The organism is Streptomyces sp. NPDC034043 (genome assembly GCF_055575675.1).
The window spans coordinates 199,004-214,879 of the sequence record NZ_JBVISF010000008.1; the positions used below are offsets into that span (position 1 = coordinate 199,004).

The following is a 15,876-nucleotide window of genomic DNA, read 5'->3' on the forward strand; positions in this document are numbered from 1 at the left end:
ACGATCGGCGGATGATCCCGGTCCGCCGCCGCACCGCCGTACGCCTCCTCGCGCTCGCGCTGTGCCCGCTCCCGGCGGCCGGCTGCGCGGACCCGGCGCCGTCCGAACCCGCCGACGGGGCCGTGCGGCGGGCCGTCGCCGACTGGTCGGCGGCCCCGCCCGCACGGCTCGCCGGGATCCCCCTGGAGGGCTGGTCCTACGAGGTCACCTCGGTCCGGCGGGACGGCGTACGGGCCTTCGCGCGCGCCGGGCTGCGCTACCGGCTCGCCGGCTACGACGGCGCCCCCGCCGGTTCGGCCCGCGAGGTGGAGCTGACCCGGGACGGCACCGCCTGGCGGGTCACCGCCGACCGGCCCGCCCCCGGAGCGGTGGCGCAGCTGTGGGACCAGGGCGCCGTGACCGCCGTACGCGGCGCGCACTGCCTGGTCCTCGGCGCCGGCCCGAGCCGGCGGGCGCTGTCCGGCCTCGCGGCCGAGGCCGACCGGGCGGTTCCGGCGGTGAACGCCGCCTGGCCGGGGCCGTGGGCGCGGCGGGTGGTGGTCCTGGCCCCCGGCACGCTGGAGGCGATGGCCGCGCTGCTGGGCCGGCCGGCCGGCACCTACCGGGGCCTGGGGGCCGTCACCACCGGCAGCACCGGGGACGGCCCGGCCCCGGCCGACCGGGTCGTGGTCAACCCGGAGGGGTACGAGGGGCTTTCCGAGGCCGGGCGGCGGATCGTCCTCACCCACGAGGTCACCCACGTCGCGACCCGCGCCGCGACCTCGGCGCGGACCCCGCAGTGGCTGTCCGAGGGCTTCGCGGACTGGGCCGCGTACCGGGGCACCCCCACCGCTCCGGCGGACGGCGCGCCCGAGCTGGCGCGCGCCGTGCGGCGGGGCGAACTGCCGGCCGCGCTCCCGGCCGACGGGGACTTCGCCTTCGGCGGCGACCCGCAGGAGGCGGCCCGGGCGTACGGGGGCGCCTGGCTGGCCTGCCGGCTCATCGCCGACCGGTGGGGCGGGGCGGCGCTGGTACGCCTCTACGAGCTGGCGGGGCGCGGACCGCTGCCGGCCGCGCTGGAAGAAGTCCTGGGGGTGGACCTGCCCGGGCTGACGGCCGCCTGGCAGGAGGCACTGCGGCAGGAGCTCCGGTAGCCGTCCGGTACGTTGGCGGGGATGCACAAGACGCTGATCGTGACCAACGACTTCCCGCCGCGCCCGGGCGGCATCCAGGCCTTCCTGCACAACATGGCGCTGCGGCTGGACCCCGAGCGGGTCGTCGTCTACGCGTCCACCTGGAAGCACGGCGAGGAGGGCCGCGAGGCCACCGCCGCCTTCGACGCGGAACAGCCCTTCCAGGTGGTGCGCGACCGGACGACGATGCTGCTGCCGACGCCCCGCGTGACCCGCCGGGCGGTGTCCCTGCTGCGCGAACACGGCTGCGAGTCGGTGTGGTTCGGAGCCGCGGCACCGCTCGGGCTGATGGGCCCGGCGCTGCGGCGCGCGGGAGCGCGGCGGATCGTCGCCACCACCCACGGGCACGAGGCCGGCTGGGCGCAGCTGCCGGCGGCGCGGCAGCTGCTGCGGCGGATCGGGGAGGGCACGGACACCCTTACCTACCTCGGGGAGTACACGCGTTCGCGGATCGCCTCGGCGGTGACGGGGCGGGCAGCGGCCCGGATGGTGCAGCTCCCCCCGGGGGTGGACGAGAAGGTCTTCCACCCCGGGTCGGGCGGCGCCCGGGTCAGGGCCGGGCTGGGCTTGTCGGACCGCCCGGTCGTCGTGTGCGTCTCGCGGCTGGTCCCGCGCAAGGGGCAGGACACCCTGATCGAGGCGATGCCGCGGATCCTGGCGGCGGTGCCGGACGCGGTGCTGCTGATCGTGGGCGGCGGACCGTACGAGGCGGACCTGCGCGCGCTGGCCGCCGCGAGGGGGGTCGCGGACTCGGTGGTCTTCACCGGCGCCGTCCCCTGGTCCGAGCTGCCGGCCCACTACGGCGCGGGCGACGTCTTCGCGATGCCGTGCCGGACCCGGCGGGGCGGGCTGGACGTGGAGGGGCTCGGCATCGTGTACCTGGAGGCCTCGGCGACGGGTCTGCCGGTGGTCGCGGGCGACTCGGGCGGGGCGCCGGACGCGGTGCTGGACGGGGAGACCGGCTGGGTGGTCCGGGGCGGCGCCCCCGAGGACGCCGCGGACCGCATCGTGACCCTGCTCCAGGACCCGGAACTCCGCGCCCGCATGGGAGCGGCCGGCCGGGCCTGGGTCGAGTCCCGCTGGCGCTGGGACCACCTGGCGGAAGACCTCCGGGCCCTCCTCTGACCCGCACGCCCCGCGCGTACGGTTCGGCCCGGTGCCGTGGCCGCACTCCGGCGCGCGGGGGAGGGGGCCGCGCCCAAAGGGGGGCATTGTCGCTCAGGCGGGGCCGTCCGCGGGCGGAGTCCCGCGAATCCGGCGCCCCGCGGCGGCATCTCGTTACGGTCCACACATGTCTGACTGTTACTCACATGCGTGGCAGTGCGCGTTATGGCCGGTTGGGCGGAATCCGCTCATGATGCGGCCATGACCCGCCATCTGACGCGCCGTCAACTCGGCCTGGCCGCCCTCCGCACCGCCGCCGCCCTCGGCATCACCCGGATCGGGATCGGCGCCGCCCGTGCGGCGGAACCCCCCGCCGCCCAGTACGCCCCCGCCGTCGTCGTCGGCTCCGGCTACGGATCCGCCGTCGCCGCGCTGCGCCTCGGGCAGGCCGGCGTCCGGACCGTCGTCCTCGAAATGGGACGGCTGTGGGACACCCCCGGACCCGACGGCAAGGTCTTCCCCTCCACCTCCGCGCCCGACCACCGCTCGATGTGGTTCCGCCGCCGCACCGAGGCCCCGCTCGCCCAGTTCCTCTGGCTCGACGTGGTCAACCGCGACATCAGCCCCTACCCCGGCGTCCTCGACCGCGTGCACCACGGGGACATGTCCGTCTACGTGGGCCGCGGCGTGGGCGGCGGCTCGCTCGTCAACGGCGGTATGGCGCCAACCCCCAGACGCTCCTACTTCACCGAGGTGTTCCCCGGTGTGGACGCCGACGAGATGTACGGCACCTACTACCCCCGCGCCCGCGCCATGCTCGGCGTCAACGACATCGACCCCGCCTGGTTCGAGTCCACGCAGTGGTACCGCTTCGCCCGGACCTCCCGGAAGCACGCCCACAACACCGGGCTGAGGACCACCTTCGTACCCAACGTCTACGACTTCGCGTACATGAAGCGCGAGGCCGCCGGCACCGCCCCCCGCTCCGCCCTCGCCGGGGAGGTCATCTACGGCAACAACCACGGAAAGAAGAGCGTCGACAAGACCTACCTCGCCGCCGCCATCGGCACCGGCAACGTCACCATCGAGACCATGCGGCGCGTGGTCGCCGTACGCCAGGACCCGGCCGGCGGCTACGTCCTGACCGTGCACACCAGCGACCTGGGCGGCCGGGTCACCCAGGTCCGCGAGCTCGGCTGCGCGCGGCTCTTCCTCGGGGCCGGCAGCCTCGGCACCACCGAGATCCTGCTGCGCGCCCGCGAGACCGGCGCGCTGCCCGCGCTCAGCGAGAAGGTCGGGCTCGGCTGGGGCCCCAACGGCAACGTCATGACGGCCCGCGCCAACCACCTGTGGGACACGGTCGGCCGCAACCAGGCCACCATGCCAGCCCTGGGCATCGACGACTGGGACAACCCGGCCAACCCCGTCTTCGCGGAGATCGCCCCGCTCCCCATGGGCATCGAGCACTGGATCTCGATGTACCTGGCCATCACCAAGAACCCGGAGCGCGGCCGCTTCACCTATGACGCCGCGAGCGACTCGGCGCGGCTGCACTGGACCCGGGGCCAGAACGCCCCGGCGGTCGCGGCGGCCAAGGACCTCTTCGACCGCATCAACCGCCGCAACGCCACCGTCTACCGCTACGACCTCTTCGGCGAGAACAAGGCCTTCGCCGACGACTTCACCTACCACCCGCTCGGCGGCTGCGTCCTCGGCGAGGCCACCGACGCCTACGGGCGGGTGAAGGGGTACCGGGGACTGTACGTGCTCGACGGCTCGCTCGTCCCCGGCTCGCTCGGCGTGAACCCGTTCGTGACGATCACGGCCCTCGCCGAGCGGAACATGGACCGGATCCTCGCCCAAGGCTAGGCCCTGTCGTCAAAGTAGCGCCGGTCAGGCCCGGTAGAGCGCCTCGATCTCGTCCGCGAAGTCCTTCACCACCACGTTGCGCTTCAGCTTCAGCGACGGCGTGATGTGGCCGGACTCCTCGGTGAACTGGGAGCCCAGGATGCGGAACTTCCGCACCGATTCGGCCTTGGACACCGCCGCGTTGCCGTCGTCGACGGCCTTCTGGACGGCGGCGATCAGCTCCGCGTCCTCGCGCAGCTCCGCCGCCGTCACCCCGGCCGGCTTGCCGTTCTCCGCGGCCCACCGGCCGAGGAACTCCTCGTCGATCGTCACCAGCGCCGCCACGAACGGCCGCCCGTCACCGACCACCATGCACTCCGCGACCAGCGCGTGCGCCCGGATCCGGTCCTCGATCACCGCGGGGGCGACGTTCTTGCCGCCCGCCGTGACGATGAGTTCCTTCTTGCGGCCGGTGATCCGGAGGTAGCCGTCCTCGTCGAGGGTGCCGACGTCGCCGGTGTGGAACCAGCCGTCCGTCATCGCCTCGGCGGTGGCCGCCTCGTTCTTCCAGTACTCCTTGAAGACGTGCTCGCCGTGCACCAGCACCTCGCCGTCGTCCGCGATGCGCAGCACCGAACCGGGCAGCGGCTGGCCGACCGTACCGATCTTCTGCTTGTCCCACGGGAGGAAGGCGGTGGCCGCGCAGGTCTCCGTCAGGCCGTAGCCCTCCAGGACCGTGAAGCCGATGCCGCGGAAGAAGTGGCCGAGCCGCTCGCCGAGCGGCGCTCCGCCGGAGATGGCGTACTCGCCGCGGCCGCCGAGGACCGTGTGCAGCTTGGAGTAGACGAGCTTGGAGAACAGCTTGTGCTTGAGCCTCAGGCCGAAGGACGGGCCCGAGGGGGTGTCCAGCGCGCGGCTGTACGCGATCGCCGTGTCGGCGGCCGCGTCGAAGATCTTGCCCTTGCCGTCGGCCTGCGCCTTGGCGCGCGCCGAGTTGTAGACCTTCTCGAAGACGCGCGGCACGCCGAGGATCAGCGTGGGGCGGAAGGACTGCAACTCGTCGGTGAGGTTCTTGATGTCCGGTACGCAGCCCAGCCGGATCGGGGCCAGCACCGCCGCCACCTCCACCAGGCGGCCGAAGACGTGCGCGGCCGGGAGGAAGAGCAGCACGGAGCACTCGCCGGTGCGGAAGAGCGGCTTCAGCCGCTCCACGACGTTGCCGCACTCGGCGAAGAAGTTGCGGTGGGTCAGCACGCAGCCCTTGGGGCGGCCGGTGGTGCCCGAGGTGTAGACGATCGTGGCGGGGTCGTCGGCGACCGCGAGGGCGCTGCGCGCGTCCACCTCGGCGTCGGTGATCTTCGCGCCGGCGGTCTTCAGGACGCCCTGTGCGTCCTCCTCGATCTCCCAGACCTGGCGCAGCTCGGGCAGCCGGTCGCGCAGGGAGGCCACGTTCGCGCTGTGCCCCGGGCTCTCCACGATGGCCGCGACGGCGCCGGAGTCGCCGAGGATCCACTGGATCTGCTCGGGCGAGCTGGTCTCGTACACGGGGACGGTGACGCCGCCCGCGGTCCAGATCGCGAAGTCGAACAGCACCCACTCGTAGCGGGTGCGGGAGATCAGGGCGACCCGGTCGCCGGGCTCGATGCCCGCCGCCATCAGGCCCTTCGCGGTGGCCCGTACCTCGGCGAGGAACTCCGTCGCCGTCACGTCCTGCCACCGGCCGTCGACCTTGCGGGCGATGACGGCGGTGTCGGGATGCTGGGCGGCGTTGCGGCGGATGAGATCCGTCAGGTTCCCGTCCGACGGGACCTCGTACAGGGCCGGAAGGCTGAACTCGCGCAAGACTGCTGCTCCTCTGGGCGCCATCGCCACCGTGTGGACCGACCGGACGTTACCCACCGGTAGTGGGTTCCCGATAGAGGGAACCGGCCAGATGTTCCGTGCGTCACATTCTGTACATCGCGATGCGCCGCAAGACCCGCCAATACGCTGCCGACAGTAGTCGACCGTGTTCGCGACTAGGAAGTAACCGCAGGTCCGGCCGCCTGCGACCGTCGCTCTACCCGCCCGCGCCGGGCCCCCCTAGGGTGGGCGGCATGGGTGGCGGGAAGAGTCGTACGAGGGTCCACGTCGTCAGCGACGTACACGGCAACACCGAGGCGCTGGCGCGGGCCGGAGACGGCGCCGACGCGCTCGTCTGCCTGGGCGACCTGGTGCTCTTCCTCGACTACGCCGACCACTCGCGCGGCATCTTCCCGGACCTGTTCGGCGTCGAGAACGCCCACCGCATCGTCGAACTGCGCACGGCGCGGCGCTTCGCGGAAGCGCGCGAATTCGGCCGCCGGCTGTGGGACGGGCTCGACAGGGAACGGCTGATCGAGGAGGCCGTGCGCCGCCAGTACGCGCAGATGTTCGCGGCCTTCCCGAGCCCGACGTACGCCACGTACGGCAACGTCGACGTGCCCGGCCTGTGGCGGGAGTACGCCGGACCCGGCACCACCGTCCTCGACGGGGAGCGCGTGGAGATCGGCGGCCGCGTCTTCGGCTTCGTCGGCGGCGGCCTGCCGTCGCCGATGCGCACCCCGTACGAGGTCGACGAGGAGGAGTACGCGGCCAAGGTGGAGGCCCTGGGCGAGGTCGACGTGCTCTGCTCGCACATCCCGCCGGAGGTCCCCGAGCTCTGCTACGACACCGTCGCGCGCCGCTTCGAGCGGGGGAGCGAGGCCCTGCTCGCCGCGATCCGCCGGACCCGGCCCCGGTACGCGCTCTTCGGACACGTGCACCAGCCGCTGGCGCGGCGGGCCCGGATCGGCGCCACCGAGTGCGTGAACGTCGGGCACTTCGCCGCGACCGGAAGGCCGTGGGCCCTGGAGTGGTGACCTCCACACGCACGGTAGCCTGCACGCGGCGGCCGCGGGCCGCACACTTCCCCGAAATTCCCCCAGCTACCGCTGGGAGGTGCCCCCAACCCGGAGGAGCCACCGCGATGGCGGAACACACCAGCTCAAGCATCACGATCGACGCCTCCCCCGCCGACGTGATGGCCGTGATCGCCGACTTCGCCCGCTACCCCGAGTGGACCGGCGAGGTGAAGGAGGCCGAGGTCCTCGCCACCGACGCCGAGGGCCGCGCCGAGAAGGTCCGCCTCCTGCTGGACGCCGGCGCGATCAAGGACGACCACACGCTGGCGTACACCTGGAAGGGCGCGGACGAGGTCAGCTGGACACTGGACAAGTCCCAGATGCTGCGGCAGCTGGACGGTTCCTACCGGCTGGCCCCGCTGGACGGCGGCCGCACGGAGGTCACCTACCAGCTGACGGTGGACGTCAAGATCCCGATGCTGGGCATGATCAAGCGCAAGGCGGAGAAGGTCATCATCGACCGCGCGCTGGCGGGGCTGAAGAAGCGCGTCGAAGCCCAGTCCTGACGGGCACGCCTTCCTGACGGGGCCGCCCGCCTGACGGGCCGCCCGCGCGTCGCGGCCGTGGGCGGACTGCCCCGGTGTCGCGCCGCTGTGCCGGACCGCGGCCGCCGGGGCCGCCGGCGGGCTCCGGCCGGGGCCGGGTGCCCGCCTGCGGTGCGGTGTGCCGCTGCGCGGTACGTGGCCCCCTCCCGACGCGCCGCCCGCGCCGCCCGCGCCGCCGCGCCGCGTGGGCGCGGGGCGCTCTGGGGGCCGCCCCGGGCGGCGGCGACCACCGCACCCCCGCCCCCCCGGGACCCGCGGGCGCGGAGAGCGGCGCGCCGGGAACCGGCGGCGCGCCGGAAGGCAGAACGAAAGGCACAGCCATGCAGACCCTCCTCGTCACCGGCCCCGGCGGGGCCGGCCGGAGCACCGTCGCCGCCGCCACCGCCCTCGCCGCCGCGCGGGAGGGGCGGCGGGTGCTGCTGCTGTGCGGGACCGACGCCCCCCTCGCGGAGGGGAGCCCCGATCCCCGGCTGCGGATCGCCCGGATCGACTCCGGCGCGGAGTTCCGCACCGAGCTCGCCGCGCTCCAGGAACGCGGCGCCGCCCTCCTCGGCATGCTCGGCGGCCGTCCCCTCGGTGCCGAGGAACTGACCGAGCTGCCCGGCGCCGAACAGTTCGCCCTGCTCCGCGCCCTGCGCCGGGCCGCCGCCGCGCCCGGCACCGACCTCGTCGTCGTGGACATGCCCCCGCTGCACCAGGCCGTGGCCGCCCTCGCCCTCCCCGCCCAGCTGCGCCGCTACCTCGCCCGGCTGCTGCCCGCCGAGCGCCAGGCGGCCCGCGCCCTGCGCCCCGTACTGGCCCAGCTCGCCGGGGTCCCGATGCCGGCCCAGTGGCTGTACGAGACCGCCGCGCGCTGGGACGAGGAGCTGGCCGCCGTCCAGGCCGTCGTCGAGGCCGCCGGCACCCGGGTCCGCCTGGTCGCCGAGCCCGGCCCCGCGGCCGGCACCGCCCTGCGCGTGGGGATGCTCGGGCTGGCCCTGCACGAGCTGCGCGTCGAGGCCCTGGTGGCCAACCGGCTCGTGCCGCCGGGCCCCGCCGCCGCCGACCCCTGGGCGGCGGGGATCGCCGCCCAGCAGCGGGCGTTCCTCACCGAGTGGGGCCAGGACCTGCCCGTCCACGAGCTGGCCCACCTCGGCCGGGACCCCCGGGGCACCGGCGACCTGGAGGTGCTCGGCGCCGCCCGGGGAATCGCCCCCGGCCCCACCGGCCCCGCGCCCGGCCCCGGCTGGAGCGTCGAGGACCGGCTCGCCGATGACGGGGTACTCGTCTGGGCGATCCCGCTGCCCGGCGCCCGCAAGAGCGAGCTCGACCTGGTCAGGCGCGGGGACGAACTGCTCGTCGCGGTGGGCCCGCACCGCAGGATCGTTCCGCTGCCCCCGGCCCTGCGCCGCTGCACCGTCTCCGGCGCCGCCCTCGCCGACGACGCCCTCCGCGTCCGCTTCACCCCGGACCCGCGGCTGTGGCCGAAGGCGCGCTGATACCCGTACCGCCGTTCGGGTAACGTCGAAGGCAGACCTACCGCAGCTGCCGCCAGGAGAGTCCGCCATGAGCGAGGCCACCGACCACCCCACCGACGACGCCTGGGCGCGGGCCTGCGCGGAGGACCTCGCCGCCGAGAAGCGACGCCGCAGCTCACAGCAGGGCGGCGGCACGGGCACGGGAACGGCCGCCGAGGAGCTGTTCAAGCTCTTCGAGGCCGTCGCCGACAAGGTGTCCTCCCTGAACAACCCCCTCGTCGGCGCCGCCGCCCAGGACGCCGTACGCCAGCTCGTCAACCAGGCCAAGACGGCCGCCAAGCCCGTGATCGAGCGCAACCCGGAGGTGTTCGGCCACCTCGCGGCGGCCGGATCCGAACTCCTCGCCGCCTACCGTTCGGCCGTCGAGGGCCACGAGCGGCGCTGGACCCGCGACGAGCCCGCCGAGCCGCCCGCCCCCCGCAAGCCCTCCGGCGGGGACGAGGAGGGCCCCGGAGCGGGCCCGGCCGAGCGGATCGATCTCGACTGATCCTCCGCCCGCCTCGGGTACGGTTGGCCGTGGCGGGGCTTGACCGGAAACCGAGGGACTAATGGGACTCACCATCGGCGTCGACATCGGCGGCACGAAGATCGCGGCCGGCGTGGTCGACGAAGAGGGCACCATCCTTGAGACGTACAAGGTGCCCACCCCGCCGACCGCGGACGGCGTGACGGAGGCGATCTGCGCCGCCGTCTCCGAGGTCAGCAGCAGCCACACCATCGACGCCGTCGGCATCGGCGCCGCCGGATACGTGGACGACAAGCGCGCCACGGTGCTCTTCGCGCCGAACATCAACTGGCGGCACGAACCCCTCAAGGACAAGGTCGAGCAGCGCATCGGCCTGCCGGTCGTCGTCGAGAACGACGCGAACTGCGCCGCCTGGGGCGAGTACCGCTTCGGCGCCGGCCAGGGCCACGAGGACGTCATCTGCATCACCCTCGGCACGGGCCTCGGCGGCGGCATCATCATCGGCAACAAGCTGCGCCGCGGCCGCTTCGGCGTCGCCGCCGAATTCGGGCACATCCGGGTCGTCCCCGACGGCCTGCTGTGCGGCTGCGGCAGCCAGGGCTGCTGGGAGCAGTACGCCTCCGGGCGCGCCCTCGTCCGGTACGCGAAGCAGCGCGCCAACGCCACCCCCGAGAACGCGGCGATCCTCCTCGGCCTGGGCGACGGCACCGCCGACGGCATCGAGGGCAAGCACATCAGCGAGGCCGCCCGGGCCGGTGACCTGGTGGCCATCGACGCCTTCCGCGAGCTGGCCCGCTGGGCCGGCGCGGGCCTCGCCGACCTGGCCTCCCTCTTCGACCCGTCGGCGTTCATCGTCGGCGGCGGCGTCTCCGACGAGGGCGACCTCGTCCTCGACCCGATCCGCAAGTCCTTCAAGCGCTGGCTGGTCGGCGGCGCCTGGCGGCCGCACGCGCAGGTGCTGGCCGCGCAGCTCGGCGGCAAGGCCGGCCTGGTGGGCGCGGCGGACCTGGCCCGCCAGGGCTGACGCCCCGCGCCCTGCCCGCCGCGCCCCCTGGGGGAGCGGCGGGCAGCTGCGTATGTTGCCTCCCATGCCGTACACGCCTCACATGCCGCACACGCCGTACACGCTGCCGAAGTCCGTGACCGAGCCCGACGGTTCAGCCGTGATCCGGGCGCTCAGCTACAACATCCGCTCGCTGCGCGACGACGAGGAGGCCCTGGCCCGGGTCATCCGGGCCTGCGCCCCGGACCTCGTGTTCATCCAGGAGGCGCCGAGGTTCTTCCGCTGGCGCAAGCACGCGGCCAGGCTGGCCGCCAAGACCGGCCTCGTGGTGCTCGGCGGGGGCGCGACGGCGGCGGGACCGCTCCTGCTGTGCTCGCTGCGGGCCTTCGTGGAGCGCACCGAGGACGTCCTGCTCCCGCGCACCCCCGGCCTGCACCGGCGGGGCTTCGCGACGGCCGTGGTCCGCTTCGGGGCGGCCAGGGTGGGGGTGATCAGCGCGCACCTGTCGCTGGACCCGGCGGAACGGCGCGCGCAGGCCGACCTCCTCCTGGAGCGGCTCGCGGGGCTGGGGACGCCGCACACGATCGCGGCGGCCGACGTGAACGAGGCGGCGGGCGGCTCCGCCTTCGGCCGCCTGTCGGAGGCCCTGCAGGACTGCTGGACGGTGTCCCCGTGGGGCGGCGGGGACACCTTCCCGTCATCGGCGCCGGACCGGCGGATCGACGCGGTGTTCGCGTCGCGGGGCGTGGAGGTACTGGCCTGCGGCGTCCCGGAGGGACTCCCGGGCGTGACGGCCCCCGACCTCCACGCGGCCACCGACCACCTCCCGGTCCTGGCGACACTCCGGCTCCCGGCGGGGGAGTGAGGGGGCGGGCGGCGTCGCGGGGCCGGAACCCCCTTGGGCGGTCTCAGAGCAGCCTGACGGGAACCCCCGAAGCCAGCCCTGAGGCGGCCCAGCAGTACCCCGCCGCGGCCCCGCCCCTACACCACCGCGCCCCGGCCCGGGTCGTCGTCATCGTCCTCGTCACCCTGCGACATGCGCGCGATCAGGGTGGCGAAGCCGCCCAGGAAGCCGCCGATGCCCAGGGTCGTAAGCCACCAGGTCATGTCCCACTGGAGCAGTACCGCCAGCAGCAGCAGCACCGGGCCGCCGACCACCGCCAGCCACGCGAACTTCGCCGTCGTGTCCGCCGGCGGCAGCTCCGGTTCCGGGGGGACGAAGTGGCCTTCGTCCGCGGGCTCGGCCGGGGTGTGGTCGCGCGGGCCCGGCGCCGGGGCCGGCAGGGGTACGCCCACGCCCGGGGCGAAGGTCACGGAGCCGCCCAGTTCCGGCTTCGGCCCGGGCTCCGGCTTCCCCCCGGCTTCCGGATCCGGTTCCGGTTCCGTGTCGGACACCGCGGGCTCGGGCTTCACGTCTTCCTCCGGCAGCATCAGGTTCTCGATCGGCCGGAACGGCCTCGACCCGGGCGGGTCCGGTGGTTCCTGACCGTACCCGGCGACGATCGCGGCCCACGCCGCTTCCTCGTCCAGCGGGGGCACGCCCCCGGACGACTCCTCGTGCTCAGCCACCGCTGGCCGCCCCCTCCCTGCCGACACTCTTCGCGAGCCGCCCGATGAACGCGTAACTGTCCGCGAAGATCCGCTCCGCGTCATGGTCCAACGTCGCCACGTGGTAGCTCTGTTCCAGCAGGGTCTCGGTGACGTCGGTCGACGACACCCGCGCCAGGATCCGCGCCGAGTCCACCGGCGGGACCACGTGGTCCTGGGGGCTGTGCAGCAGCAGTACGGGCTGCGTCACCTGCGGCAGCTCGGTGTCCACCAGCTGGAAGAACTTCCGCAGGGAGTGCGCGGCCCGGGTCGGCACCCGCTCGTAGCCGACCTCCACGGAGCCGGGCTTCGCGATGTCGCTGGCGATCCCCGCCGTCGACCGGACGAAGTGCTTGGCCACCGGAAGGGCGAAGGCCAGCGGGTCGTGCACCTTGTTGGCGGGGTTGACGAGGACGATGCCGCTGATCGCGTCCCCGTGCCGGGCCGCCAGCCGCAGCGTCAGCGCGCCGCCCATCGAGAGCCCGAAGACGAAGACCTGCTCGCACCGGTCCAGCAGCTCGCGCAGCGCCCGGTCGACCTCCGCGTACCAGTCCTGCCAGCCGGTGAGCTGCATGTCCTGCCACCGCGTCCCGTGCCCGGGCAGCAGCGGCAGCGAGACGGTCAGCCCGCGCTCGGCCAGGTACTCGGCCCACGGTCGGAGCGACTGAGGCGAACCGGTGAAGCCGTGACAGAGAAGCACGCCCACTTCTCCGCCCTCGTGACGGAACGGCTCTGCTCCAGGGAGGACGGGCACCAGGGTCTCCTTCGAAGGGTGGGGGGTGCGTTGCGCTGTGTGACTTCACCGTACGCGACCGGGGTGACACCGACCAGGGCCGTCGGGCGCTCCGCGCGGAGCCAGGCGATAAGGTCTGTTCGACAGACACAGGAAGGCTTTCGAGTTGATCTACGGCGCAATGAAGTTCTCCATCGGGGGTTCCCTGAAGCTCGCCTTCAGGCCGTGGGTGGAGGGCCTCGAGAACATCCCCGCCGAGGGGCCGGCGATCCTCGCGAGCAACCACCTGTCCTTCTCCGACTCCTTCTTCCTGCCGGCCGTGCTGGACCGGAAGGTGACCTTCATCGCGAAGGCGGAGTACTTCACCTCCCCCGGGGTCAAGGGCAAACTGACGGCCGCCTTCTTCAAGGGCGTCGGCCAGCTCCCGGTGGACCGCTCCGGCGCGCGCGGCGCGGGCGAGGCCGCCATCAAGAGCGGCATCGAGGTCATCGAGCGGGGGGAGCTCTTCGGTATCTACCCCGAGGGGACGCGTTCACCCGACGGCCGCCTCTACCGCGGCAAGCCCGGCGGGCTGGCCCGGGTGGCGCTGGCCACCGGCGCCCCGGTGATCCCGGTCGCGATGATCGACACCGAGAAGATCCAGCCCCCCGGCAAGGTGGTCCCGAAGCTGATGCGCCCGGGCATCCGGATCGGCAAGCCGCTGGACTTCAGCCGCTACCAGGGCATGGACGGGGACCGCTTCATCCTGCGCTCGGTGACCGACGAGGTCATGTACGAGATCATGAAGCTCTCCGGCCAGGAGTACGTGGACATCTACGCGACGGCCGCCAAGCGGCAGATCGCGGACGCCGAGAAGGCCGCCAAGGCGGCCGAGAAGGCGGAGAAGGCGGAGCTCGCAGAGAAGGCCGAGAGGTCCAAGGGAGAGACGGGCGCGCCGTAGCGCGCGGCGGGCCGGCCGGAAGGCCGCGCCCGCGGGAACGGGGCGGGTGGGGGAGATGGCGAGGCGCGAGCGCGTCGTACGGATGTCGGTCGAGCAGCCGCTGTGGCGGGCCCTGTCGGTGTACCGGCTGCTCACCATGGTCTACGCGGTCCTGCTGTTCGCGGCCGCGTACCGGAAGTTCGACCAGCCCTGGACCGCGGTGGGCTACCTCGCCTGCCTCGCCGTCTGGACCCTGGCCACCCACCGCCGGGTGGCGAACGCGGCCAGCTGCACCAGGGGCTTCCTCGTCGCCGATCTCGCGGTCGCGCTGGCCGGCATCCTGCTGACCCCGCTCGCCGACACCCACGAGCGGATCATGGAGGGCGGCCCCACCCTGCCCAGCATCTGGACGGCCGGCTCGGTGCTGGCCTTCGCCCTCAAGGGCGGCTGGCGCTGGGCCGGCTTCGCCTCGACCTTCGTGGCGGCCGCCAACCTCGTCATCCACGGCGGCGACCCCACCCGGGACGCCCTGCACAACGTCCTGCTGGTCTGGGTCGCCTCCATCGCCATCGGGTACGTCGTCGAGGTGGCCCGGGCCAGTGAGGCCACCCTCGCCCGCGCCCTGGAGATCGAGGCAGCCACCCGCGAGCGCGAGCGCCTCGCCCGCGACATCCACGACGGGGTCCTCCAGGTCCTCGCGATGGTCCAGCGGCGCGGCACCGAGCTGGGCGGCGAAGCCGCCGAACTGGGCCGGATGGCGGGCGAGCAGGAGGTGGCGCTGCGCACGCTGGTCTCCAGCGGGCTGGTCCAGCGGTCCCGGGTCTCGCGCGACGGGTCGCTCGGCGCGCTGGTGGACACGTACGAGGTGGAGGAGCCCGGCGCGGACGGGGCCGAGCTGGACCTGCGCTCCCTGCTCGCGCCGCACGCCGGGTCCCGGGTGAGCTTCGCCGAGCCGGGGACCCCGGTGCCGCTGCCGGCGCCCGCCGCGCGGGAGCTGGCGGCGGCGGTCGGCGCGGCCCTCGACAACGTGCGCAAGCACGCCGGGGAAGGGGCCAGCGCCTGGATCCTCGTCGAGGACTGGGGCGACGAGGTGATCGTGACCGTACGGGACGACGGCCCGGGCATCCCGGCCGGCCGGCTCGACCAGGCGGAGGGCGAGGGGCGCATGGGCGTGGCCCTGTCCATCCGCGGACGCCTGCGCGACCTCGGCGGCAGCGCCGAGCTGGTGTCCGTCCCCGGACAGGGCACCGAAGTGGAACTGAAAGTACCGAGGGGGAGAACCCAGTGAACGACGACCGCAGCGAGCTCCAGGACATCAAGGTGATGGTCGTCGACGACCATCCGATGTGGCGGGACGCGGTGGCCCGCGACCTGGCCGCGGCGGGCTTCGACGTCGTCGCCACGGCCGGCGACGGGCCGGAGGCGGTACGCCGCGCCCGTGCGGTGTCGCCGATGGTGCTGGTCCTGGACCTCAACCTGCCGGGCATGCCCGGGGTGCAGGTCTGCAAGGAGCTGGTCGGCGCCGATCCCGCGCTGCGCGTGCTGGTCCTGTCGGCCAGCGGTGAGCACGCCGACGTCCTGGAGGCCGTGAAGTCGGGGGCGACCGGCTACCTGCTGAAGTCGGCCGGTGCCCAGGAGCTGATCGACGCGGTCCGCCGCACGGCTGCCGGTGACCCGGTGTTCACCCCGGGCCTGGCCGGTCTCGTCCTCGGCGAGTACCGGCGCCTGGCCAGCGACCCGGCGCCGGCCGCCCCGGACGAGCCGAAGGCCCCGCAGCTGACCGACCGGGAGACCGAGGTGCTGCGGCTGGTGGCCAAGGGGCTCTCGTACAAGCAGATCGCGGAGCGGCTGGTCATCTCCCACCGCACGGTCCAGAACCACGTGCAGAACACCCTGGGCAAGCTCCAGCTGCACAACCGGGTGGAGCTCGTCCGGTACGCGATAGAGCGCGGCCTCGACGACGCGTAACCCGTTCGTACGTCGTACTTACTTCCACTCCGGCTCCCCGTACGAGTGAACGGTGGGGGAGCAACCCCCTTTGACCGCAGCGGAATTGACCGA

Annotated in this window: 15 protein-coding genes; 12 read left to right on the forward strand and 3 right to left on the reverse strand. The window is 74.0% G+C overall.

The window, feature by feature from the left end; translation table 11 throughout:
* Positions 1 to 11 precede the first annotated feature (11 nt).
* The 3 genes from ACZ51S_RS21020 (at position 12) to ACZ51S_RS21030 (ending at position 4,145) form a co-directional block, all read left to right on the forward strand.
* Positions 12 to 1,133, forward strand: coding sequence for a hypothetical protein (locus ACZ51S_RS21020; RefSeq protein ID WP_468477216.1), 1,122 nt, complete (start codon positions 12 to 14; stop codon positions 1,131 to 1,133).
* A 21-nt stretch (positions 1,134 to 1,154) separates the two neighbouring features.
* Positions 1,155 to 2,297 (forward strand): glycosyltransferase family 4 protein, encoded by a 1,143-nt coding sequence (locus ACZ51S_RS21025; RefSeq protein WP_468477215.1) that lies wholly within the window; start codon positions 1,155 to 1,157, stop codon positions 2,295 to 2,297.
* Between the two features lie 240 nt (positions 2,298 to 2,537).
* Positions 2,538 to 4,145: a GMC oxidoreductase gene (locus ACZ51S_RS21030; RefSeq protein ID WP_468477214.1), complete on the forward strand. Its 1,608-nt coding sequence runs from the start codon at positions 2,538 to 2,540 to the stop codon at positions 4,143 to 4,145.
* 24 nt (positions 4,146 to 4,169) lie between these two features.
* Here ACZ51S_RS21030 and ACZ51S_RS21035 read toward each other — a convergent pair whose 3' ends face one another.
* The gene (locus ACZ51S_RS21035) at positions 4,170 to 5,966 is read right to left on the reverse strand and encodes an AMP-dependent synthetase/ligase (protein ID WP_468802177.1); all 1,797 of its coding nucleotides are present in this window, start codon (positions 5,964 to 5,966) and stop codon (positions 4,170 to 4,172) included.
* 254 nt (positions 5,967 to 6,220) lie between these two features.
* Here ACZ51S_RS21035 and ACZ51S_RS21040 point away from each other — a divergent pair, with 254 nt between their 5' ends.
* The 6 genes from ACZ51S_RS21040 (at position 6,221) to ACZ51S_RS21065 (ending at position 11,441) form a co-directional block, all read left to right on the forward strand.
* Positions 6,221 to 7,003, forward strand: coding sequence for a metallophosphoesterase family protein (locus ACZ51S_RS21040; RefSeq protein ID WP_468802176.1), 783 nt, complete (start codon positions 6,221 to 6,223; stop codon positions 7,001 to 7,003).
* Between the two features lie 107 nt (positions 7,004 to 7,110).
* On the forward strand, positions 7,111 to 7,551 hold the full coding sequence (locus tag ACZ51S_RS21045) for an SRPBCC family protein (protein WP_468479704.1): 441 nt from the start codon (positions 7,111 to 7,113) through the stop codon (positions 7,549 to 7,551).
* A gap of 359 nt (positions 7,552 to 7,910) precedes the next feature.
* Entirely contained in the window at positions 7,911 to 9,068 is a 1,158-nt protein-coding gene (locus ACZ51S_RS21050; RefSeq protein ID WP_468479705.1) for an ArsA family ATPase, read from the forward strand.
* 67 nt (positions 9,069 to 9,135) lie between these two features.
* Positions 9,136 to 9,594: a DUF5304 domain-containing protein gene (locus ACZ51S_RS21055; protein WP_468479706.1), complete on the forward strand. Its 459-nt coding sequence runs from the start codon at positions 9,136 to 9,138 to the stop codon at positions 9,592 to 9,594.
* 61 nt (positions 9,595 to 9,655) lie between these two features.
* Entirely contained in the window at positions 9,656 to 10,597 is a 942-nt protein-coding gene (locus ACZ51S_RS21060; RefSeq protein ID WP_388935570.1) for an ROK family glucokinase, read from the forward strand.
* Between the two features lie 82 nt (positions 10,598 to 10,679).
* Positions 10,680 to 11,441 (forward strand): endonuclease/exonuclease/phosphatase family protein, encoded by a 762-nt coding sequence (locus tag ACZ51S_RS21065; protein ID WP_468479716.1) that lies wholly within the window; start codon positions 10,680 to 10,682, stop codon positions 11,439 to 11,441.
* Between the two features lie 116 nt (positions 11,442 to 11,557).
* On the opposite strand, the gene ACZ51S_RS21070 is transcribed toward ACZ51S_RS21065, so the two are convergent.
* Together ACZ51S_RS21070 and ACZ51S_RS21075 are read right to left on the reverse strand one after the other, a co-directional pair.
* Complete coding sequence (locus ACZ51S_RS21070) at positions 11,558 to 12,145, reverse strand: hypothetical protein (protein WP_468479707.1); 588 nt, start codon at positions 12,143 to 12,145, stop codon at positions 11,558 to 11,560.
* A complete protein-coding gene (locus ACZ51S_RS21075) occupies positions 12,138 to 12,917 on the reverse strand; it encodes an alpha/beta hydrolase (protein WP_388935560.1) in 780 nt (259 codons plus the stop codon). The genes ACZ51S_RS21070 and ACZ51S_RS21075 overlap by 8 nt, the downstream gene beginning before the upstream one ends.
* Positions 12,918 to 13,077: 160 nt before the next feature.
* On the opposite strand from ACZ51S_RS21075, the gene ACZ51S_RS21080 reads away from it, so the two are divergent.
* From ACZ51S_RS21080 to ACZ51S_RS21090, 3 genes are read left to right on the forward strand one after another with little or no spacing between them, the layout of a single operon-like run.
* Complete coding sequence (locus ACZ51S_RS21080; protein ID WP_468479717.1) at positions 13,078 to 13,836, forward strand: lysophospholipid acyltransferase family protein; 759 nt, start codon at positions 13,078 to 13,080, stop codon at positions 13,834 to 13,836.
* A gap of 55 nt (positions 13,837 to 13,891) precedes the next feature.
* On the forward strand, positions 13,892 to 15,103 hold the full coding sequence (gene macS, locus ACZ51S_RS21085) for a MacS family sensor histidine kinase (RefSeq protein ID WP_468961668.1): 1,212 nt from the start codon (positions 13,892 to 13,894) through the stop codon (positions 15,101 to 15,103).
* Between the two features lie 35 nt (positions 15,104 to 15,138).
* Positions 15,139 to 15,783 (forward strand): response regulator, encoded by a 645-nt coding sequence (locus ACZ51S_RS21090; protein WP_468479718.1) that lies wholly within the window; start codon positions 15,139 to 15,141, stop codon positions 15,781 to 15,783.
* The last annotated feature ends 93 nt before the right edge of the window (positions 15,784 to 15,876 follow it).

Coding starts and splice junctions, on each gene's coding strand:
- ACZ51S_RS21020 (WP_468477216.1), top strand. CDS start 12: ATGATCCCGGTCCGCCGCCGCACCGCCGTACGCCTCCTCGCGCTCGCG.
- ACZ51S_RS21025 (WP_468477215.1), top strand. CDS start 1,155: ATGCACAAGACGCTGATCGTGACCAACGACTTCCCGCCGCGCCCGGGC.
- ACZ51S_RS21030 (WP_468477214.1), top strand. CDS start 2,538: ATGACCCGCCATCTGACGCGCCGTCAACTCGGCCTGGCCGCCCTCCGC.
- ACZ51S_RS21040 (WP_468802176.1), top strand. CDS start 6,221: ATGGGTGGCGGGAAGAGTCGTACGAGGGTCCACGTCGTCAGCGACGTA.
- ACZ51S_RS21045 (WP_468479704.1), top strand. CDS start 7,111: ATGGCGGAACACACCAGCTCAAGCATCACGATCGACGCCTCCCCCGCC.
- ACZ51S_RS21050 (WP_468479705.1), top strand. CDS start 7,911: ATGCAGACCCTCCTCGTCACCGGCCCCGGCGGGGCCGGCCGGAGCACC.
- ACZ51S_RS21055 (WP_468479706.1), top strand. CDS start 9,136: ATGAGCGAGGCCACCGACCACCCCACCGACGACGCCTGGGCGCGGGCC.
- ACZ51S_RS21060 (WP_388935570.1), top strand. CDS start 9,656: ATGGGACTCACCATCGGCGTCGACATCGGCGGCACGAAGATCGCGGCC.
- ACZ51S_RS21065 (WP_468479716.1), top strand. CDS start 10,680: ATGCCGCACACGCCGTACACGCTGCCGAAGTCCGTGACCGAGCCCGAC.
- ACZ51S_RS21080 (WP_468479717.1), top strand. CDS start 13,078: ATGAAGTTCTCCATCGGGGGTTCCCTGAAGCTCGCCTTCAGGCCGTGG.
- macS (WP_468961668.1), top strand. CDS start 13,892: ATGGCGAGGCGCGAGCGCGTCGTACGGATGTCGGTCGAGCAGCCGCTG.
- ACZ51S_RS21090 (WP_468479718.1), top strand. CDS start 15,139: ATGGTCGTCGACGACCATCCGATGTGGCGGGACGCGGTGGCCCGCGAC.